The following is a 20,428-nucleotide window of genomic DNA, read 5'->3' as shown; positions in this document are numbered from 1 at the left end:
TGGTTTCGAGTTTGGTTTCTGAAAGTTTTTGTTCTCTGAAAAAGCACGTTTGTACTAAACTGAGCGATGGAATGTGAAAAACTGAGCACATTTAATAAAATTTAAACAGCGTTTCTTTTTTAAAAAAGAGGGCATTTGTATCGAAATCTTATTAAATTTGGCTCGTCACAAATACGAAAAAAACCGACACAAAACACACAAAGGATGTTAAAAAAATTATAATAATTCTATAATTTTTTTACAAATGATTAAATATCAATTAATAATTTATTGTTTTTTCGCAAGTTTTCTCTATTCGCAAACTTCTAATGGAGCAAAGGCACCCAATAGTTACATTTACGATGTAGATCTTGCAGATGCCAATAATTACGGCGGTATAAAAATTCCCGTTTTAAAGGCCTATGAAATGTGGGCTAATTACGAATATTTAAAAACGAATGGCGCTCCAAGTCCGATCCCCGCAGGAGTGCAAACCGCTTCTCTGTATTGGGAAGACGTGCCCGGATTGGTGGAGAATTTAAGTATTGAAAGTGGCTCAAAACCGTCTGATTCGAAAATTATTGTAGAAATAAATAAAGGAAAAGGCAAGGGGAATGCAGTGGTCGCTTTCAAAGTGAATGGGACCATTTACTGGAGCTGGCATATCTGGGTAACCGATAATCCGGAAAACGGAGTGGCCTATACCCAGGGATTTGAAACTGATATTGACGGAAAACTGATTACTGTTCAGTATATGGATCGTAATCTGGGTGCAGCCAGCAACAGTTTTTTAGACAATCAATGGCAAAAGTCGGGTGGATTAATGTATGAATGGGGAAGGAAGGATCCTTTTCCACCGCTGGTGTACAAAGACGCCAACTTCTACGAAATTTCCGGGGAAGTAGGTGTTTTAAAACACCCCGGCATCGATCCGGTGAATACAATTCCGATTGCGGTGAGGCCATTTGATGAAATTGAAAAAAACATTCAATATTCAGTAAATAATCCCATTACCTATATCGTGAATACTGATGCGAATGGCAACTGGTTTTCCAGCAGCAGATATAAAGTTGCGGGAGCAAGTCCTGATTATAAGACCTGGGATTTGTGGTCAGACAATGCAAAAGGCGGAAACAGCAATGCAAGCAGTTCTGATACCGCTTTAAAAAAGGAAAGCAGTTCCTACGAATTAAAATCAGAATTGGATCCCTGTCCCAATGGCTGGAGAATTCCGTCTTATTATGGAAGGGAAACAATGAATAATAATTTGTCTTTTTTCGGAAGAAAAAACAGCGGTGCAAATGATGACATAGATGTGGCTGCGAGACAAATTTCTCCAAATGCTGTTAATGCCCGATTAGATGGTGTTAAAGTGTATCCTGGTTTAGGAATGGATTTCAGCAACGCGCAGGGTGGAGTGCGGAATTTAGGACTTGTGCCGGTTTCAGGCGGCTATGTTTATTATCCCAATTCGGTCTCGCCTGATGCACCTGTAGGGATTGTGTTTCAGGATAATGCCGCAAACGGAGGAATCTGGAGTGCGACTTATGCTTACGATGGAGCAAGATTATTTTCTATGATCTCGGATCCGATGCGCAGCACCACTTCTGTGGGTCTTCATGAGATTTTTGTGAATCAGACCAATCCTACAAAATCCGGAAATGCCGTAAAATGTATGAGAGATCCCAATCTTTCAAAAATCGGTGATTTTGCCACCCAATATTATATCTCCCAAAAAGAAGACTACCGCGTAGGATTGGATGATCCGAACTCATACATCATTATTAATGAAAGAAATATAGAGATTCCTGTTAATAAAGCATTTTCTGTTTATAACCAATATCTTTCTGACCACGGAACTTTACCGACGGACAATTTACAGGCGAAAGTACTTTGGACCACTAATAAAAATTTAATTTCCGAAGTTACACTTAAACCCAATCCGGCAGATTTAAGAAACTCGGTGATTGCGGTAAATACAGTGCCTGGCGAAACCGGAAACGCGGTAATCTCTCTTCATAACGGTGATGTAAACAGTCCTGCACTTTGGAGTTGGCATATTTGGGCTACCAACGACGATCCCACCGCGAAGCCAATTACTTATCTTACGGAAACTCCCGCACCGACTTCTTATAATTTTGTGAATCCAACAGCAAGCAAGTCGCCTCCGATGCTCACTGTTTTTATGGACAGGAATTTAGGGGCAGAAAGTAATGCTTTGGAATCAGGAAAAGCAAATGGTCTTCATTACCAGTGGGGAAGAAAAGATCCACTGCCTTTATTTCAGGAAGGGAATCCAAAAGTAATTTATACTTCCTCCGGTAACGGTACGAACTTGAAACCCGGGGATGCTTTTAAAGGAATGCTTCTTAGTTTTAATGAAACTGGTGCCGATGATTATCTGAATGCCCAAACCGTGGCTTACGAAAATTATGGATCTAAAAATGCCAGGAAACACAAAAAAGTAGCAGAAAATATACTTTATTCAGTTCAAAATCCTTTGCGTTTCTTATATCATTCGGGAACAGGAAAAATATATGATGGCGGAAATCATTACAGCAATGATTTAACGAAAGTAAGAGACTGGGTTTCAGATGAAAGAGCCGCTGCAGACAACCGATGGGGACACGCCGATAAAAAATCACCGTTCGATCCTTGCCCTGAAGGATGGCGGGTACCGGATGTTACTTTAACCAACCTTTATACAGGATCCAAAGGGAATTCCCCATGGTTCAACGGTTACCAGAAAGATGCCTATGGAAAAGCGGGCGTTATTCAGGATCAGTGGCACGATATCGCCAACTATTACTCCGGAACTGTTGCCGGAAATAACGGCTGGAAATTTGAAAATGCACTCTTCCCAATCGGAAATTTCCCGAAAGACGGAATTCGCGGCGAGCTTGGCGAAAATAAAATATCGTTTGACCGATCCGGCGTTTGGACTGCTTCTATGGCGGATTACAATACAGGATATGCCCTTGCGATGCAGTTTCAGGGAACAAAGATGCAAACCGGAACTGCCGTTTATCCACAGGCGGGAATGTCTGTTCGATGCGCCAAAGATGAAAAAAGATTGCTGGGAGTGCCGACCTCGCACGTTAATGGAGGAGCAGTCCTGAATTCGGAGGAAGTTGTAATTCCGACGGACAGCAAGCCTGTAGATCTGTATCCCAATCCATTTAAAGATCAATTTACAATTAACAGCAAAGACGCGCAGTTTGTCGAACTGTATGATCTAAGCGGTAAATTAGTATTGAAAACAAAAGTAGAAAATGGAAGTGTAATAGCCAGAAATTTACTGAACGGAATTTACATTGTTAAAATTATAATGAAGGATCAGTCTTTCATTACCAAGAAAATAATCAAGCAATAGTTATTATTTAATTTTAAAGTAAAAGCATCACCGTTTGGTGGTGCTTTTTTTGTTATTTTTGTTCAAAATCAATAATTCCTACTATGAACCTCGAAGACATTCTCCTTCCGCCTAAAGCAGTGAAAACCGAAAAATGGCAACTCGGAAACATTATTTCCAATGAAATACAAGAAAACGGGATCGTGCTTATTTTTTGCTCAGATTACCGCGGAATTGAAAATGGCACAGCAGAAATTCTCGATTTTAGACAGGTGAGAAAAGAACTCTATCAATTGTCGAAATTAGATTTTGAAGTTCCGGTTTGTGATTTGGGAGATCTGATTTCCGGAAGGTCTCATCAGGATACGCATTATGTTTTGCAGGAAGTTTTGTCGGTGTGTCATCAAAAAAATGCGATTCCGGTTGTTGTTGGCGGCAGCAATGATCTGACTTTTACGCTTTTTTCTGCCTTGAGTTTTCATCAGAAAAACAGTAGTTATACTCAGATTTCCAATCTTATTTCCTTGGCAAATGATGGTGAAGAGTTGACAGAGAAAAATTTTCTTTCTAAAATTTTAAGTTCCAAAACTTTCGATATTAAAAATTACCACCATCTTGGTTATCAGAAACACCTGAATGAAATGGATTCGGTGAAACTGATGAAAGAAGTAGAGTTCGATGTCGTGCGTTTGGCGGAATTAATGAACAGTACCGAAAAAACAGAGCCGTTTTTCCGCCGTGCAGATTTGGTGACTTTAAACTGTGACGCGGTAGAAAGTATGGGCGATGGTTTTTCTGTAAATCCGCAAGTCAACGGTTTAAATAAAAGAGAAATCTGCGCTTATATGAAAGAAACCGGTCTGAGCCAGAACTTAAAATCTGCAGGAATCTTTAATTATAATGCCAATTCACGGTACTTTCTGAATCATCAGCTTTTAGCACAAATGATTTGGCACCTCATCGAAGGAATTAATATTCAGAAATCTCATCCGGTTGAAAGATCATTTGAAACCTTTTGGCTGATGATCGATGACCGGAAATATGCTTTCCAGCGGGAGACCTTCAGCGATCTGTGGTATTTCGGTGATGAGGAGAAAGAAGAAAATTTAATTCCGTGCTCGCTGTCGGATTATGAAGCCGCAAAAAGAGGATTCATAAATCCCCGTTTTCTGAGAAATTAACCCGGTTCGGGGCAGATGACGCGGATAGATTAAAATACTTATTTTAGCTTTTTAAACACACCAATGAAAATAATTCTGTCCAGGGTTTTCAACGCTCCTTTCATGCTTATTCTTCTTGCTGTTTTGGTGAAGATCCCTTTGCTTTTTACCGGGAATATTCAGGAAGATTCATTTATTACATGGCGGGTTGCGGGAAATTTTGTAAAATACGGAGTCATTGGTTTTAATGGTGATGAAAGAATTTCTGCTTCTACTACGCATTTATATGTTTTTGTAACAGCGTTTTTCCAGCTGATTTTTGGCCGAAATTTTATTGATCCTCTGCTTGTTTTTAGTGGAATTCTGTTTGCGGTCGGATCATGGTGGCTGGCGAAAATTCTTTTTCCGGATGAGGTGATGAAACGTGGTTTTTTTGTTTTATTGCTCAATATCACACCGCCTGCCTTAACCGCTTCTTTTCTCGGAATGGAGTATGGGATTTTGTTTTTCCTCTATAATGGACTCATTTATTTCGGACTTTATAAAAATAAAAAATGGGCCTATTTCCTGTTTCCGGTTCTTCTGCTTTGGACAAGAATGGATGCCGTGATTTTTCTTGGGATTTTCTTTTTAGCAGATTTTTATCTTAAAAGAAAAATTAACTTTATTTATGTTTTAGGCGGCGTCACAGGAGTTGCAACGGTGGTTGGTTTCAATTATCTGTATTTCGGCGAAATTGTAAATCATACGATTACGGCCAAAAAAATCGCCTATAAAAATTTAATGCAGAATAACAGTATTGAATTTTTGCTTTACCAATGGGCGTATTATGGTGGTTTGATCAAGAAATACGGATTGTTCAGCTTTTTGCTTTTCGTTGCCTTCCTTGTCTTTTTGAGTTATGTGGTTTTTAAAATTATTAAAAACAAAAAAGCCGGAACTTTAACTTCCAAAGTAATATTGGTTTCGGTTCTTGTTTTTGCGCTGGCGAAAATTACCGTCTTTTCTTTGTTTAAAGCGTACTTCGATTGGTATTACTGGATTCCGCGGGTTTTTCTTTTTGTGGTAATTCTGTATTATTTTTTGAGCGTTAATACCTGGAAAAAGAAAATTGTTCTGCTGGGGATTTCTATTGTATTTGTTGGGTTGTATGTTTTTCAAATGCTGCAGTCCTGCACGGTCGGCTATATGGAAGAACGGCAGAGGATGAGCATCGCGGCAGATATTAATAAAGATAAAGTGGGTATCGGAAAATCGATTTTGTTGGAGCCGGCTGGGATTATTCCTTTCTATACGGGACTTTATACTTACGATGAGGTCGGTTTGGTGAATGCCAGGATAAATGATGAAATGCTGAAAGATGAAGAATACTGGTGGATGAATTCAGTGGAAAAGTTTCATCCCGATTATATTCTGACCATTGCTAAAAAGCCAGGAGATATCAACAGTTTTTATAAAATGAAGCCGGAAAACAGGGAGAAGTTTGACCGTGATTACGAACTGGTAAAAACATATCCTATCGCAAGAATTCACGATAATGCGCCGTCAGTTTTAAAATGGATTTACCAGATAAGACCGGTCGGTAAAGATTATTTTCTCTATAAAAAACGTTCCGAAAAACCATAATGATATGCCGAAAATTTCGATAATTGTTCCGGTTTATCAGGTGGAGAAATACCTTAGAAAATGTTTGGATTCTTTGGTGAATCAGACTTTGAAGGATATCGAGATTCTGGTTGTAAACGATGGAAGTCCGGATCAGTCTCAAAAGATCATTGATGAATTTCAAGAACAATTTCCTTTAAAAATAAAATCCTTTATTAAAGAAAACGGGGGTTTGAGCGATGCCAGGAATTATGGTTTAGATAAAGCAACGGGCGAATTTATCGGTTTTGTAGACAGTGATGATGAGGTTTCGAAAACGATGTTTGATGAGATGTATTCTTTGGCCCAAAAACATGAAGCAGAAATGGTGATATGCAATCTGCAAAAAGTTGATCAGCACGGAAATGTCACTCAAAAACTGACGCAGATTCCTAATATGCCTGAAAAAATAGATCTGCGGGAAAATTTTTCCGTTTTTTCAGATCTTTCTTATTTCGCCTGTAATAAAATTTTCAAAAGAGAACTTTTTGAAAACAGCAGATTTAAAAAAGGCGTTCATTTTGAGGATATTCAGTTGATTCCCCAATTATTATTGAAGTGTAAAACGGTTGCACAAACGCAGAATTACCATTATCAATATTTAGAACGAACCGGTTCTATCACAAAAAACCATAGCAGAAAAGGATTAGATATTCTGAAAGCGGTAGAAGAGGTGAATGCTGCTTTTGAAAAATCACAGTATGCAGATAGAAAGGCAGAACTTAAGAATTTCAATATTTTGGAGGGCGTTTATACTTATCTGGCCTACCTGGCTTTTGTAAACGAAGAGGACGCTTATCAGAAGATGGAAAAAGTGCTGAAGACCTTTGTTGAAAATCATCATATTTCGATGAAAGAAATATTAATCTATCAACGATTTGAAAAGAATTATCTCTTATCTTTGTCTTTAAGGAAAAAAATTTATTATATCCTTTATTTTTCGGGGCTCGGTCAATTGATGAGAAAATTAATATAAAAACACAACATTATTGATGCCAATTCTACATCCTATTTTTATGATCATTTTTCTCTTTCTTGCATTTGCGAGTTATTGGGAGATTTTCAGGTTAGAGAAGAAGCAGAGTGTTTTTGTTTGGATTGCAGGAGTGTTAATAGTTGCGGCTGTAGGTTTCCGGCTCAATGCGGGCGCTGATTATCCGGTGTACAAGGTGCTTTTCTCGGGCTTTGCAATATATACTTCGTACGGAGATGTTTTCGACAAGGCACTTTTCCGCCCCAATTCCGAGGAAATAGAATGGATTTTTGTCCTGATTAATAAACTGGTCTTCGATATCGGAATGCCGTTTTACATTGTAACATTTATTATGGCGCTCATCGCGGTGAGTTTAAAATTTACCGCGATTTATAAGAACGTGGCTTTTCCTACTTTAGCCTTACTGTTTTACTTTATGCCGATCATGTTTTTTGAAGATTCAGGACAGATGCGGCAGGGTTTGGGAATTGCGGTCTGCGTGGCCTCTTTCAAATTTATCAAAGAAAGGAATCTGATTCTGTTTTTACTCTGCATGTACATTGCACTGGGTTTTCACAAGACATCGATTGTGTTTTTGCCCGCCTACTGGATTGTAAAAATTCCGATGAACAGCAAAAGAATTTTCTGGGTATTAATCATTGCGCTTTTATCCTCTCCTTTTGAGCTCTACCGTTTGGGCGGAGGTTTGTTCAGCTCCCTTGCGCCAGACGATCTTTCAAATGCGTACACCGGCTATTTAAATGACCATTACTACGGAACGGAAGTGGAAACTGGTTTGAATGATATTGTCAAATTAATATTTATCGGAATTTTAATTAAATTTGATAAAAAAGGCTGCGAGGAGGTTTTGTGGTATGAATACATGCGGAACTTAGCGGTCTTTGGTCTGGCTCTTTTTTATTTTTTCAGGTCAAACGAAATATTTGCCGTCCGGCTTCCCGGCGCTTATATGTTTTTTGTGACCATGTTCTGCATGACGAGCCTTGTGTATGCGACTAAAGGCAGAACGCGACAAATCCTTTATCTTGGTTTTATGAGCTACTTTATTGCCATGTTTTTCTACTTTGGCAAAGGCAACGGGGACAAAGGCGGGTTCTCATCAGATAAATATACTAACGCACTTTGGTAATTACGATGAATGATATAGTTAAAGATGGGTTAGCAAATTTGGGAATTTCCCTGTTTTATGCAAAGTTAGTGCTGGGTTTGCTGTTTTCTTTTATGTTGACCTTTTTCTCTATTCCTACCATTGTGAAGATTTCTAAAAGAAAAAATCTGATGGATGAACCCGGAGCACGAAGTTCTCATCTCCGGAAAATACCCAATCTTGGCGGAATTGCAATTTTTTATTCTTTGGCGGTATGCGCGTCTATTTTTGCATTTGAACTTTTTGAACTCTATAAATTTTTATTCGCTTCGCTGGTCATTTTGCTGTATATCGGCGTGATGGATGATGTTGTGGTAATGCGGGCTTACAAGAAACTGCTGGCGCAAATTGTCGTCACTTCATTAATGGTTCTGGGCTCTGATGTAAGGGTGAGAAGTTTTTTTGGTCTATTCGGCATCTACGAACTGAGCTATACTTTCAGTGTGATTTTTAGTATTTTCACATTTATCTCTTTAATCAATGCATTTAATTTAATTGATGGTATTGATGGTTTATCAGGCGGATATTCAATTATTTGCAGTGCTTTGTTTGGAATCAGCTATTTCCGCTTAGGGGAATATAATTATCCGTTAGTAGTGCTATCTGCTGTAATTATCGGTTCGGTACTCGGTTTTTTATATTATAATCTTTCTGATTCCAGAAATAATAAGGTTTTTATGGGGGATACGGGTTCGATGATTTTGGGGTTTTTACTGGCCTTTACTGCAATCTGCTTTATCGATATTTTCATTGATAAAAAATTGCCCGGGGTGCCAAGATATTTCCTGGAAAGTGCGCCGGCGGTAACAGTAGCTATTTTAATTCTCCCGATTGTAGATACTTTAAATGTAATTTTTATCCGTTTATTTAAAAAACAGTCAATATTTATTGCTGACAAAAACCATATTCACCATGCGCTTTTAATGCTGGGTTTAACTCACCGCCGGTCTTCTTTTTACATTTTAGTATATTATTTATTCGTGGTGATGGCTGCTTATTTTTTAAGACATATTGATGTGAATGTCTTGCTGCTGGTGATCTTAACACTGGGATTTACAGGAGCATACATTCCGCGTATCATTTTATATACAAAAGAAAAAACCCATTAATTATTTGTTAATTTGCAAACAACATACTTACGATGAAAATACTTAAAACAGCTTTATTGATGCTTCTGCCTTTTTTCCTTTTTTCGTGCATTTCAAGTAAAGATGTACGGTATATGCAGCCTAACGAAAGTTTGGTCATTAATGAAGAAGGTTTGGTTCCGTATAATATTCCTGTTTACAGGATTACCAAAAATGATATTTTAACACTCAATATCGTGACCACGCCGCAAGGTGATGCTGCACAATTCTATTCGGCACTAAATGCGTCGGCGCCAAACGGAGCGCAGGTCGGCAGCGCGGGATCAGCAAGTATGAATATTTCTAATCAGGGATCCGGGCAGGGCGGTAATACAACTATCTATTTTAACGGGCTGAAAGTGGATTCTAATGGAGACGTTAACGTTTTCGGAATCGGTTACATCAAAGCGGAAGGCAGGACAGTGGAAGAGCTGACCAAAGAAATTCAGGATAAAGTAAATGAGAATTTTGTAGCAGGCAAATCTGAAGCGAGGCTGAATATTGACGGCATTACGTATTATATTTTAGGAGATGTAGAAACCGTGGGAATAGGCGGCGAGAAAAAAGCACATAAAAATACATTAACAATCACCGAAGCATTAGCAATTAACGGAGGTTTGAACAGAACCATTGACCGCACGAATGTTGTTATTCATAGAAAGTTACCGGAAGGAATTAAAAGAGCCAAAATAGATTTAACCCGCGAAGATGTAATGAATTCTCCCTACTATTGGGTACAGAATGGTGACGAAATATTTCTGAATACCCGGTCTAAAAACCTGAATGGATTTGGCAAGGATCCTATTCAGACATTGACTACCGGGGTTTCCCTTGTTACTACCGCACTCACGATTTACTTAATCTTTACAAAGCTTTAAGATGATTCCCGGAAAAGAAAATACAGGTGCGACTGCAGCCCAGGATAAAATCGGGTCATTTGCAATTTTTGATGTCGAACATTTTATCCGAAAAGTACTGAGAAACTGGTACTGGTTTTTTCTGATGGCTGCTTTAGGATATGGGATTTCGGTGGTATACAGCAAGTATTACGCACAGCGGGTCTATGCCTCAAATCTGTCTTTAAGTATCTCCAATAATTCAGCAAGTTATTTCACTCCCAATCAGTCGATTAATTTCATCTGGGGACAAACCGGTAATCAGGATGGAGTATATCTGAAAAAAATGTTGCTTTCCAGATCACACAATGAATACTTGGTAAAACAACTGGATTTATATGCCAATTATGCAACAAAAGGGCTTATCAAACAAACATACCTTGATAAATATGATTCACCGGTTTTCTTTGAGATTGATAAATCATATCCTCAACAGGTAAATTATCCCATAACAATTATTCCTAAAGGAAGAGATCAGTTTGAAATTGAATTGCCAAAAGAAGGCGAATCTAATTCGGTGTATTCCTACGAAACAGAAGGTTTCAAAACCATACCGAAATACCAGAGACCGGCAAATAAAATCATTGCTCTGAACCAATGGTACACATCGCCGAATCTTAAATTCAAATTGATAAAAAACCCACATCCAAGCGAAATTATATTTGACAATATTATCGTATCGCTGACCACGGTTAATAATGCGGTTAATAATTTGGTGAGTACCATTACAGTTGACTTCGATAAAGAAATCAATACCATTATGATCATCGGTAAAAAAGGATTTAACCTGAATGGTACAGTTAATTTTCTTAATACATCGGTCGACGAACTCGAGAAAAAAAGATTAATCGACAGAAATGTGGTCGATAAAAATACCGAAAAGTATCTGCTGGATAACCTGATCAATATCCGCAAAAAATTAGATTCCAGTGCAACGGTTTTAAACCACATGAAAGTTTCAGAAGGATTATATAACATCAAGGACCGCGACGAAAAATCTCTGGAAAATATAAAAAATCTTGATGCCCGGAAAGCAGATTTCCTCACGCGGATCAACTCTTTAAACAGTATTAAAAATTCTTTGGAATCGCAGAATTTAGACCGCATGATCAGTACCAATACAGCTGGTGTAGAGGATGGTGTTTTCAATGCAACAGTTTCAGAACTGAAAGCTTTATATGCCAAGCGGCGCGAACTTGCCTTGATCTATACGCCAGCCTCAGAGCCCATGCGGGAAATTAACCGGTTGATACATGAAGCGAAAACGAATTCCAACGGGTCGCTTCGAAATTATTATAATACCTATCTTAATGAAATTTCGAAAATAGACCGCGAAATCGCCAGAGCAAATATTGATCTGGTTTCGTATCCCGAAAAAGAGCGCAGGTATCTGGATGCCGAAAGAGGATACAACATGATCGAAGCGACTTATAACACGCTGCTTGCCAAGCAGAATGAGACGCAGATCAGAGTGGCTACCAATAAATCCGATATCAATGTTATTGATCCTGCTAAAAATTTGGGACAGGGACCTATCGCTCCGGATATTGCCAAAATCACCTACACCATTATTGGCGGACTGCTGATTTTACCCTTGCTTATTTTGGGGCTCGGCCAGTTGCTGGACAGCAGAATACGAAATATCAAAGAATTACTGCAAGCGACAAAAATCCCACTCTTAGGCGTTATAGGGAGAAGCAGCCATGATAATAATCTGACTGTTTTAGAACAGCCGCGGTCTTCGATCTCCGAAGCGTTCCGGGGAATCAGGGCGAATCTCAGATTTTTACATAAAGAAGATAACAGGTCCAAAGTCATTCTGGTGACCTCATCAGTCGGTGGTGAAGGAAAAACGTATGTTTCAATTAATATTGCGTCAGTAATGGCTTTAAGTGGCAAGAAAACAATTCTTTTGGGAATGGATCTGAGAAAGCCTAAGATTTTTGGCGATTTTAAAATTAATAACCACTACGGAATCTCCAACTATTTAACCGGCGAAGTTGAAATGGATAAAATCATTAATAAAACTTCTGTCCCGGATCTTGACGTGGCAACTTCGGGACCCATTCCGCCAAATCCGTCAGAGCTTTTGATGAGTAAACGTAATATTGAATTTATAAAAGAATTAAGAAATCACTATGATTTTATTGTTATCGATTCGCCACCGGTAGGACTGGTTGCAGATTCCTTTGAACTCATGCAGCTCGCAGATGCCAGTATTTATGTCGTAAGACACGAATATACAGAAAAGCACATGTTGAAAATGATTACAGAAAAGTATCATCACCATGAAGTGCAGAACCTTGGTTTGGTTTATAACGATTATCAGGCAGACAATACTTACGGCTACGGGTATGGTTACGGCTACGGTTATGGCTATGGTTATTTCGAAGAAGATGCTCATTATGAGGAGCCAACCCTGATCAGGATTAGAAATAAAATGAATAAAATACTGGGAAAAACCAGATAAAAAAACCTTCCCATTTAGCGGGTTATTTATTTAAAAAATCATAAAAACTAAAATTCATCGTTTTCAAATCAAGAAATTATGCTTTTTTGAGGTTATTTAACTAAAAATTAAGAATTTCCTTACGGTAAAAATGTTTTATATTTGCAAAATTATTTATGAAAATTGATGTACAGTCATTCATGCAGAAAAAAGTGATCTATACGCTCATCGCATTGTTTTTTATTTCAGTTGGCTACAAAGGTCAGCGTCATGAAGTAGGAGTGCAGCTGGGGATGAGTAATTTAGTTGGGGATATCGGCAGAACCAATTATACTTTACAGAAACCTACTAGAAATATTTCTGACTATGGAATTCCTTTCTACGGAGGTATCCTTTACCGGATGAATTTTAACCCTTATCAAACGGTAAGGTTAAACTTGGGCTACAGTCACATTCAGTTTATTGATGCTCTGGCAAAAGAACAATACCGGCGAAACAGGAAGCTGTGGGGGACCAACTCTATTTTAGAAGCGGATCTGGTTTTCGAGTATAATTTTTTTCCGGTCAATGAGGAGCAGAAGAGTTTATTGAGTCCGTACATCTTCGGAGGTCTGGGAGCCATGCTTGCCAATACCCCGCAACTGATTGTAGAAAATGATTTTAACAGAACGTCTGGGGCAGCTATAGCGCCAAATGATCCTAATGATTTTGTAACCAATACAACTTACACTTCAGGAAACAAATTAACCATGGCTATTCCTTTTGGAGTGGGCTTGAAATATAAATTTAATTATAACTGGGCTTTATTTGGTGAGTTCATGTTCAGACCTACCTTTTCAGACTCCATTGATTACAGCGTGATCGATGAGACAAGTGTAAAAGTAACTTATAACAAAGATATTGCGGGAAGTAAAAGCAAATCTCTTTTGCAGGAAACTCCTTATAAGGAAATTGCCGAAGCCAGAGTAGCTGATATTCTTAAAGCCAGGCAAATAGGAAATATTAATTCTAAAGATTGGGTGAACTCTGTTTCGATAGGTTTAAGTTATTCATTCGGAAGACCACCATGTTATTGTGATTAAAAAATGCAGTCGATAAAAGAAAAATTAAATCCGGATCATCTCCCAAAACACGTTGCCATCATTATGGATGGGAATGGGAGATGGGCAAAATCCCGCGGGAAGGAAAGAACCTTCGGGCACAAGCACGCGATCCAGGCAGTGAGAAATGCAGTGAATGCGTGTAACGAAATTAATATTCCTTACCTTACGCTCTACACTTTTTCTTCTGAGAACTGGAACAGGCCTCAGGATGAGGTAAGCACGCTGATGAGTTTGATATCAGAAACCCTGCTTTTGGAAGCGGAAGATATATTTAGCAAAGGTCTGCGAATGCACATCATCGGCGATATCAAAAAACTGCCACCATTGGTGCAGGAGCAATTAATGCAACTGGTAGAAATTACCAAAAATAATGATCGGGGGAATCTTGTTTTGGCTTTAAGCTACGGTTCACAGAAAGAGATTTTGAACGCCGTAAAGCAGATCAGTGCCGAAGTAAAAAGTGGCCAGCTGAACGAAGAAGATATCACCGAAGAAGTTTTTGAAAAACATTTATATACCAAAGATCTGCCGCCAGTTGATTTATTGGTAAGAACCAGTGGCGAAGTAAGAATCAGTAACTTTCTGCTCTGGCAGATTGCCTACGCAGAACTGCAGTTTTTAGATATTCTTTGGCCGGATTTCGGCAAAGAAGATTTCTTCAGATGCATTTATGATTATCAGAACAAAGAAAGACGATTCGGTAAAACAAGCGAGCAGCTTGACGAACAAATATAGAAATAAGAAATAGTTAGCAAGATAAAAAATGAAGTTTAAATTCTTACCCATCATCATGTTTGTGGCATCAGCCCATTTTTATGGACAGATTACGCCCCAGCAAAACACCCAGGAAAACAATCCTGTTCACGCTCAAGACGAAGCCGGAACTTATATCCTGAAAGACATTGTCGTAGATGGTGTAAAAAAATATACGCCCGCTCAAATTTTAAGATTTACAGGTCTTAATAAAAACGAGAGCGTAGAAATTCCGGGTCAAAAAATCAGCAACGCGATTAAAAAACTTTGGGAAACTCAGTCTTTTTCGGAAGTCGAGGTATATGTTGAAAGCATCGAAGGCGATCAGGTTGTTTTGCGTTTTAACCTTCAGGATTTAAAAGATCTGGGAGAAGTTAAATTTAAAGGCAAAGGAATTGGAAAATCGAAAAGTGAAAAAATGGCGAAAGACAATAATCTGAAGCCGGGAACCAAAATCACTCAGAATTTAGTGTCAACACTTAAAACCAATATCCCGCAGGAATACATTAAAAAAGGCTTTGCCGATGCTAAAGTCACGATTCAGGACCAGGTGAATGCAGGCGATCCTAATTTGGTGGATTGGACAATCACCGTTGATAAAGGCCGAAAAATCAAAATCAGCCATATTGAATTTGAAGGCAACGAAAGCATCTCTGATAAAAAACTTCGCAAGAACGGATTTAAAGATACCAAACAAAAAAGTTTAAGTATCAAAGGAATTTTAAAACCTTCCAAATTTATCGAAGAAAAGTATGAAGATGATAAAGGGAACTTGATCAACTATTACCGCTCTTTAGGTTTCCGTGACGCACAAATCGTTTCTGATTCGGTGTGGAGAAATCAAAAGAATCAGTTTGAAATTAATGTAAAACTTGCCGAAGGTAAAAAATACTATATCGGAGACATTAATTTCTTAGGAAACACCGCATTCTCTACCGATTATTTACAAAAAGTACTGGGATACAAAACAGGCGATATTTATGACGCAGTTGGTTTCAACAAAAAAGTTGGGGAAGACGGCGGTAAAGAAGATGATTCTGACATCAAGTCCACTTATATGAATAATGGATATTTGTTCTCGAATGTAACGCCGGTTGAAAAATCAGTAAAAGGTGATTCCATTAACCTTGAAATCAGAATTAATGAAGGCGAAAAAGCAACCTGGAACCGAGTCACCTGGAGTGGAAACACCACCACGCATGACCACGTAATTCTTCGTTCATTAAGAACAAAACCGGGAAGTTTATTCGCTAAAAGCGATATTAAAAGAACCTATTTTGATTTAGCAGGAATGCAGTTTTTTGATCCACAGCAGGTTGGTCAGCAAATTACACCAAACCCGCAGGATAATACGGTAGATGTACACTGGACTCTGGTAGAAAAAGGCTCGTCGCAAATTCAGTTGCAGGCCGGGTACGGTGGAGGTTCATTTATCGGAACTTTAGGGCTTACTTTTAATAACTTCTCACTGAAAAACTTTTTGAAATTTAAAGATTTCAAACCTGTTCCACAGGGTGACGGACAAACTTTATCTATTCAGGCGCAGGCTGGGCAGTTCTTCCAGAATTATGGGATTTCATTTACAGAGCCATGGTTGTTCGGGACAAAGCCGACTGCATTATCAGTGGGAGTTAACCAGTCTTTAGTCCGTTATTCGGATCAGTTTGGGGTAACACAAAAATTAAATATTTTCTCGGCAAGCGCCGGTTTAAACAGACTCTTAAGATGGCCGGATGATTTTTTCTCTTTGTACACTGGGATTCAGTATCAGAGTTATGATTTCGAAAACTATCCTTTCCAGTTTGGGAATACGACCGAATATTATGGATCTGCAAAGAACTTTAGTTTAAATATAGGATTAAGCAGAAACTCTGCAGGTTTAGATCCTATTTTCCCGACTCAAGGTTCGAATATTGAAGCGTCTGTGAAATTTACGCCGCCGTATTCACTCTTTAGCAATAAAGATTATTCAACAATGTCAGCGATTGACAAGTATAAATGGCTCGAGTTTTACAAAGTTAAAATGAAAGCCGATATTTATAACACCGTTGTAGGGAAAATGGTGTTAAGAAGTACCGCTGAAATGGGATTCTTAAACGGTTATAATAAAGAACTGGGAGCGCCGCCATTTGAGAGATTCTACGTCGGAGGAACCGGACTTTTCGGAGGAAGATATGACGGAAGAGAACTGGTACCGCTTCGTGGGTACGAAAATGCTTCTTCCACAGGAGGAACCATCGATGATGTTACGCCTTACGGTGGAGCAACCATTTATAACAGATTTGCCCTGGAATTGCGTTACCCGATCTCAATGAACCAAACTGCGAAGATTTATGCACTTTCTTTTCTCGAAGGAGGAAATGCGTACAACTCCTTCGGAAGTTATAATCCTTTCCAGTTGAAGCGTTCTGCAGGCGTAGGTATTAGAGTTTATATGGGAGCTTTCGGATTGATCGGATTTGATTTCGCATACGGATTTGATAAAACTCTTATGGGAACTGAACCTTCAGGTTGGAAAACACACTTCCTGATGAACCAGTCACTATAAATTTAATAAAAATGAAAAAGTTTCTATTGTTATTCATTCCTCTTCTGTGTTTTACAGTTTTTGCAAATGCCCAGAAAATCGGAGTTGTTGATACGGATTATATCCTCAGTAAATTGCCACAGTATAAAGAAGCAGAAGTGCGGCTGAATGAGCAGATTACCAATTGGCAAAATGAAATTCAAACTTTGCAGACGGAATTTGAAAAGAAAAAAACAACCCTTGAAAATGAAAAAGTTCTTCTCATCGGGGATCAGCTGAAACTCCGTCAAAAAGAAGTTGATGATCTGGATAAGAAAATTAAGGGAATGATCAATAATCGTTTTGGGTCGATGGGAGAAATCAATAATGCGAGATCTAACTTGACCAAGCCGTTCCAGGATCTCATTTGGGGAGCAATCAAGACCGTTTCAGAGAAAAATACTTTGGGCATAGTTCTTGATAAAAGCAATAACATCAGTGTGATTTTCCTAGATAAAAGATATGATTATACAGATAAAGTGTTAGATTTGCTGCTGAAAAATTCTCCCGCGAAAAACACAGAAACCGAAGCTAAACCAGGGAAAAGAAATGCGACGGAGGAAAGAACTGAAAAGATAAGAGTGATGAAAGCCAAAGGGAGTAAAGCTTTTGGTGAAGAAACAAAACAAAGTAATTAACAAACCAAACTATAAATTTATTTAACCTCAATTATGAAAAAATTAAGTGTATTATTTGCAGCAGTAATGATGTTTGCAACCGTAGGAGTTGCAAAAGCGCAGAAAGTTGCAAGTATGGATTATGAAGCTGTATTAGCTGTAATGCCAGAAACTAAGAAAATGACGACTGATCTGGAAACTTTTAGTAAAACTAAAGGTGATGAAATAAATAAACAAGCAGAAGCATTTCAAAAAGAAGTACAACAGTATCAAGCTGAAGGAGCAAAATTAAGCGAAGCTCAAAGACAGGCTAAAGAAGCTGAACTTCAGAAAAAACAACAAAACCTACAGCAGATTCAGACTACTGCTCAAAGCGATTTGGCGCAAAAAAGAGATACCGCGATTAAACCGATTATCGAAAAATTGAACAAAGCAGTAGAAAAAGTAGCAAAAGCAAACGGTTATGAATTTATTATTGATGCAGGTGCATTGATTTATAAAGGAGGACCAGACGCTACCGCAGCAGTAAAGAAAGAATTAGGACTTTAAGAGATTGTTTTATTATCCTAAACCATCCCATTTATCCGGGATGGTTTTTTAATTTTGTACCATGCAAAAAGAAATTTCAAACCTGTCAAAAATCCGTTTTAGCGACTGCGATCCGATCGGCCATCTCAATAATGTGAAATATTTGGAATACATGCTCAACGCCAGAGAAGATCATGTAGAAGCCGGTTATGGATTTACCTATGAAGAATATACCAGAAAAACAGGCTGTACCTGGATTACCATTCAAAATGAAATCGCCTATTTAAAAGAAGTCCGGTATAATGCAAAAGTTCTTATTTCCAGCAAAACCATTGAAGTGGGTGACCGTCTTTCCAAAGTTGAAATTTTAATGAAAAGTGCAGACGGTAAGACTATTCACTGTCTTTTGTGGGTGACCGTGATTTATTTCAATATGAAAACACGGAAATCTGATGTTCATCCGGAAGATACCAGACGGTTATTTGAAAAGTTTCTGGTCGATTTGGAAGAAAAAGACTTTAAAAGCCGCGCATCGTATTTTAGAAAACAAAACAAAAAGGCAAATCTATAATGAAGAAAATACTTGTAATTGGCAGCAATGGACAATTAGGAAGCTGTTTTAAAAAATTAGCACCAGATTTTGAAAATCAGTTTGAATTCAGATTCGCTGACTCTCAAGAACTGAATATTACCGAACGGAGGGCAGTTGAAGATTTCTTTGAGGACTATAAACCTGATTTTTGTATCAATGCTGCGGCCTATACCGCCGTAGATTTGGCAGAGAAAGAAGCCGACAAAGCTTTTGCTGTCAATGCTGATGGAGTCGCAAATGTAGCGGAAGCCTGTAAAGCTTCGAGAACCGTTTTAATTCATATTTCGACCGATTATGTTTTTGATGGTGAAAGCAATATTTCTTATTCAGAAGATAATTTTACCAATCCACAAGGCGTTTACGGAGCATCTAAATTGAAAGGCGAAGAACTCGCTCTGGAAAATAATCCGCAAACGATGGTCATCAGAACTTCCTGGTTGTATTCGGAGTTTAATAAAAACTTTGTAAAAACGATGTTGAATCTCTTTTCAACCAAAGATGAATTGGGAATTGTTGCCGATCAGTTTGGCCAACCGACGAATGCGAATGATTTGGCAAACGCCGTCATGAAAATTATTCAGTCAGATCCGAAAATGTTCGGGATTTTCCATTTTTCAAATTACCCGGAAACCAACTGGTTTGAATTTGCCTCTAAGATTGCAGAATTTTCCAACTCCGGGATTAAACTGAAAGCCATTACCACCGAAGAATTTCCAACACCTGCGAAACGCCCGAGACGGAGCACGATGGCTTTGGACAAAATAGAAAAGGTGTACCGGATCGAACCCATCCACTGGGAACATTCCCTACAGGATTGTATCGAAACTTTAACAACAACTCACGAATGAAAAAATTCCTCTTTTTATATTTAATAGCTTTGTCACCGTTCTTTTTTGCACAAAATGTGGTGCTGAACAAAGTGGTAAAATCTCATCCAAACGGTGATAAGGTTTTTTATAAAATAAATCCCCAGTCGACTCCTTCAGAATATTTGGGAGAAGTTGAAGTTCAGGGCTTTTCAGATAACGACGCCAACGTATTTGGCATGATCTATAAAAAAGCAAAGGAAATCGGAGCGAACGCTTTTTCCTACCAGCCTTTTGAAGAGATTGACGGAACTTTATCTAAATTCAATCCGATTCATTACAAATTAAGGCTGTATTATGTTTCAGCTTCAGATTTCCCTAAAGAAGACAACACGGTGTATTTCATTTCATCGCCTTATACCAAACAAACCATTTCCATTAATAATAAAAAGATGGTTTTTGAACCAAGGACGTATACCGAATTAAAATTGGCACCGGGACAAGTTTATACCATATCGACCCGGAAACTTTTGGGATCCAGTATAAAAATTGGAGCGCAACAAAACCAACCGGTTCAATATTTCCAACTTTCCGGTCTTTCGGTAAATTCGAATGAAAACGGAAAGCCGGGAATTAATTTGAAATCCGGAGATATCATTAGACTCGAGCGGTCTTACGGAGAGTTTTTAACCACCATCTATCAGAATTTTTAAAT

The 20,428-nt window shown here is 38.4% G+C and carries 16 protein-coding genes; all 16 read left to right on the top strand.

Going from position 1 to position 20,428, the window contains the following annotated elements:
- Positions 1 to 244: 244 nt before the first annotated feature.
- Positions 245 to 3,352, top strand: a complete 3,108-nt coding sequence (locus tag NBC122_RS03455) for a T9SS type A sorting domain-containing protein (RefSeq protein WP_133439032.1) — start codon at positions 245 to 247, stop codon at positions 3,350 to 3,352.
- An 83-nt stretch (positions 3,353 to 3,435) separates the two neighbouring features.
- Positions 3,436 to 4,512: an arginase family protein gene (locus tag NBC122_RS03450; protein WP_133439031.1), complete on the top strand. Its 1,077-nt coding sequence runs from the start codon at positions 3,436 to 3,438 to the stop codon at positions 4,510 to 4,512.
- Positions 4,513 to 4,575: 63 nt separating this feature from the next.
- A complete protein-coding gene (locus NBC122_RS03445) occupies positions 4,576 to 6,117 on the top strand; it encodes a hypothetical protein (RefSeq protein WP_133439030.1) in 1,542 nt (513 codons plus the stop codon).
- A 4-nt stretch (positions 6,118 to 6,121) separates the two neighbouring features.
- On the top strand, positions 6,122 to 7,111 hold the full coding sequence (locus NBC122_RS03440; protein ID WP_133439028.1) for a glycosyltransferase family 2 protein: 990 nt from the start codon (positions 6,122 to 6,124) through the stop codon (positions 7,109 to 7,111).
- Between the two features lie 40 nt (positions 7,112 to 7,151).
- On the top strand, positions 7,152 to 8,258 hold the full coding sequence (locus tag NBC122_RS03435) for an EpsG family protein (RefSeq protein WP_165983187.1): 1,107 nt from the start codon (positions 7,152 to 7,154) through the stop codon (positions 8,256 to 8,258).
- 5 nt (positions 8,259 to 8,263) lie between these two features.
- Positions 8,264 to 9,385, top strand: a complete 1,122-nt coding sequence (locus tag NBC122_RS03430) for a glycosyltransferase family 4 protein (protein WP_133439026.1) — start codon at positions 8,264 to 8,266, stop codon at positions 9,383 to 9,385.
- Positions 9,386 to 9,417: 32 nt separating this feature from the next.
- Complete coding sequence (locus NBC122_RS03425) at positions 9,418 to 10,281, top strand: polysaccharide biosynthesis/export family protein (RefSeq protein ID WP_133439024.1); 864 nt, start codon at positions 9,418 to 9,420, stop codon at positions 10,279 to 10,281.
- A 1-nt stretch (position 10,282) separates the two neighbouring features.
- Positions 10,283 to 12,769, top strand: a complete 2,487-nt coding sequence (locus tag NBC122_RS03420) for a polysaccharide biosynthesis tyrosine autokinase (protein ID WP_133439023.1) — start codon at positions 10,283 to 10,285, stop codon at positions 12,767 to 12,769.
- A 155-nt stretch (positions 12,770 to 12,924) separates the two neighbouring features.
- Positions 12,925 to 13,830, top strand: a complete 906-nt coding sequence (gene porG / locus NBC122_RS03415) for a type IX secretion system protein PorG (protein WP_246012435.1) — start codon at positions 12,925 to 12,927, stop codon at positions 13,828 to 13,830.
- A 3-nt stretch (positions 13,831 to 13,833) separates the two neighbouring features.
- Positions 13,834 to 14,586, top strand: a complete 753-nt coding sequence (locus NBC122_RS03410) for an isoprenyl transferase (protein ID WP_133439022.1) — start codon at positions 13,834 to 13,836, stop codon at positions 14,584 to 14,586.
- A gap of 28 nt (positions 14,587 to 14,614) precedes the next feature.
- Entirely contained in the window at positions 14,615 to 17,152 is a 2,538-nt protein-coding gene (locus NBC122_RS03405) for a BamA/OMP85 family outer membrane protein (RefSeq protein ID WP_133439021.1), read from the top strand.
- Positions 17,153 to 17,163: 11 nt separating this feature from the next.
- The gene (locus tag NBC122_RS03400) at positions 17,164 to 17,808 is read left to right on the top strand and encodes an OmpH family outer membrane protein (protein ID WP_133439020.1); all 645 of its coding nucleotides are present in this window, start codon (positions 17,164 to 17,166) and stop codon (positions 17,806 to 17,808) included.
- A 33-nt stretch (positions 17,809 to 17,841) separates the two neighbouring features.
- A complete protein-coding gene (locus NBC122_RS03395; protein WP_133439019.1) occupies positions 17,842 to 18,336 on the top strand; it encodes an OmpH family outer membrane protein in 495 nt (164 codons plus the stop codon).
- A 61-nt stretch (positions 18,337 to 18,397) separates the two neighbouring features.
- A complete protein-coding gene (locus tag NBC122_RS03390; RefSeq protein ID WP_133439018.1) occupies positions 18,398 to 18,886 on the top strand; it encodes an acyl-CoA thioesterase in 489 nt (162 codons plus the stop codon).
- Positions 18,886 to 19,755 (top strand): dTDP-4-dehydrorhamnose reductase, encoded by an 870-nt coding sequence (gene rfbD / locus NBC122_RS03385; protein WP_133439017.1) that lies wholly within the window; start codon positions 18,886 to 18,888, stop codon positions 19,753 to 19,755. Before NBC122_RS03390 ends, rfbD begins: the two co-directional genes overlap by 1 nt.
- Positions 19,752 to 20,426 (top strand): hypothetical protein, encoded by a 675-nt coding sequence (locus NBC122_RS03380; RefSeq protein WP_133439016.1) that lies wholly within the window; start codon positions 19,752 to 19,754, stop codon positions 20,424 to 20,426. The genes rfbD and NBC122_RS03380 overlap by 4 nt, the downstream gene beginning before the upstream one ends.
- Positions 20,427 to 20,428 lie beyond the last annotated feature (2 nt).

Source organism: Chryseobacterium salivictor (genome assembly GCF_004359195.1).
Classification (GTDB): Bacteria; Bacteroidota; Bacteroidia; order Flavobacteriales; family Weeksellaceae; genus Kaistella; species Kaistella salivictor.
This window is presented reverse-complemented; position numbering and strand designations above follow the sequence as displayed.

Coding starts and splice junctions, on each gene's coding strand:
- NBC122_RS03450 (WP_133439031.1), top strand. CDS start 3,436: ATGAACCTCGAAGACATTCTCCTTCCGCCTAAAGCAGTGAAAACCGAA.
- rfbD (WP_133439017.1), top strand. CDS start 18,886: ATGAAGAAAATACTTGTAATTGGCAGCAATGGACAATTAGGAAGCTGT.
- NBC122_RS03395 (WP_133439019.1), top strand. CDS start 17,842: ATGAAAAAATTAAGTGTATTATTTGCAGCAGTAATGATGTTTGCAACC.
- NBC122_RS03425 (WP_133439024.1), top strand. CDS start 9,418: ATGAAAATACTTAAAACAGCTTTATTGATGCTTCTGCCTTTTTTCCTT.
- NBC122_RS03430 (WP_133439026.1), top strand. CDS start 8,264: ATGAATGATATAGTTAAAGATGGGTTAGCAAATTTGGGAATTTCCCTG.
- NBC122_RS03390 (WP_133439018.1), top strand. CDS start 18,398: ATGCAAAAAGAAATTTCAAACCTGTCAAAAATCCGTTTTAGCGACTGC.
- NBC122_RS03410 (WP_133439022.1), top strand. CDS start 13,834: ATGCAGTCGATAAAAGAAAAATTAAATCCGGATCATCTCCCAAAACAC.
- NBC122_RS03435 (WP_165983187.1), top strand. CDS start 7,152: ATGATCATTTTTCTCTTTCTTGCATTTGCGAGTTATTGGGAGATTTTC.
- NBC122_RS03400 (WP_133439020.1), top strand. CDS start 17,164: ATGAAAAAGTTTCTATTGTTATTCATTCCTCTTCTGTGTTTTACAGTT.
- porG (WP_246012435.1), top strand. CDS start 12,925: ATGAAAATTGATGTACAGTCATTCATGCAGAAAAAAGTGATCTATACG.
- NBC122_RS03420 (WP_133439023.1), top strand. CDS start 10,283: ATGATTCCCGGAAAAGAAAATACAGGTGCGACTGCAGCCCAGGATAAA.
- NBC122_RS03440 (WP_133439028.1), top strand. CDS start 6,122: ATGCCGAAAATTTCGATAATTGTTCCGGTTTATCAGGTGGAGAAATAC.
- NBC122_RS03445 (WP_133439030.1), top strand. CDS start 4,576: ATGAAAATAATTCTGTCCAGGGTTTTCAACGCTCCTTTCATGCTTATT.
- NBC122_RS03405 (WP_133439021.1), top strand. CDS start 14,615: ATGAAGTTTAAATTCTTACCCATCATCATGTTTGTGGCATCAGCCCAT.
- NBC122_RS03380 (WP_133439016.1), top strand. CDS start 19,752: ATGAAAAAATTCCTCTTTTTATATTTAATAGCTTTGTCACCGTTCTTT.
- NBC122_RS03455 (WP_133439032.1), top strand. CDS start 245: ATGATTAAATATCAATTAATAATTTATTGTTTTTTCGCAAGTTTTCTC.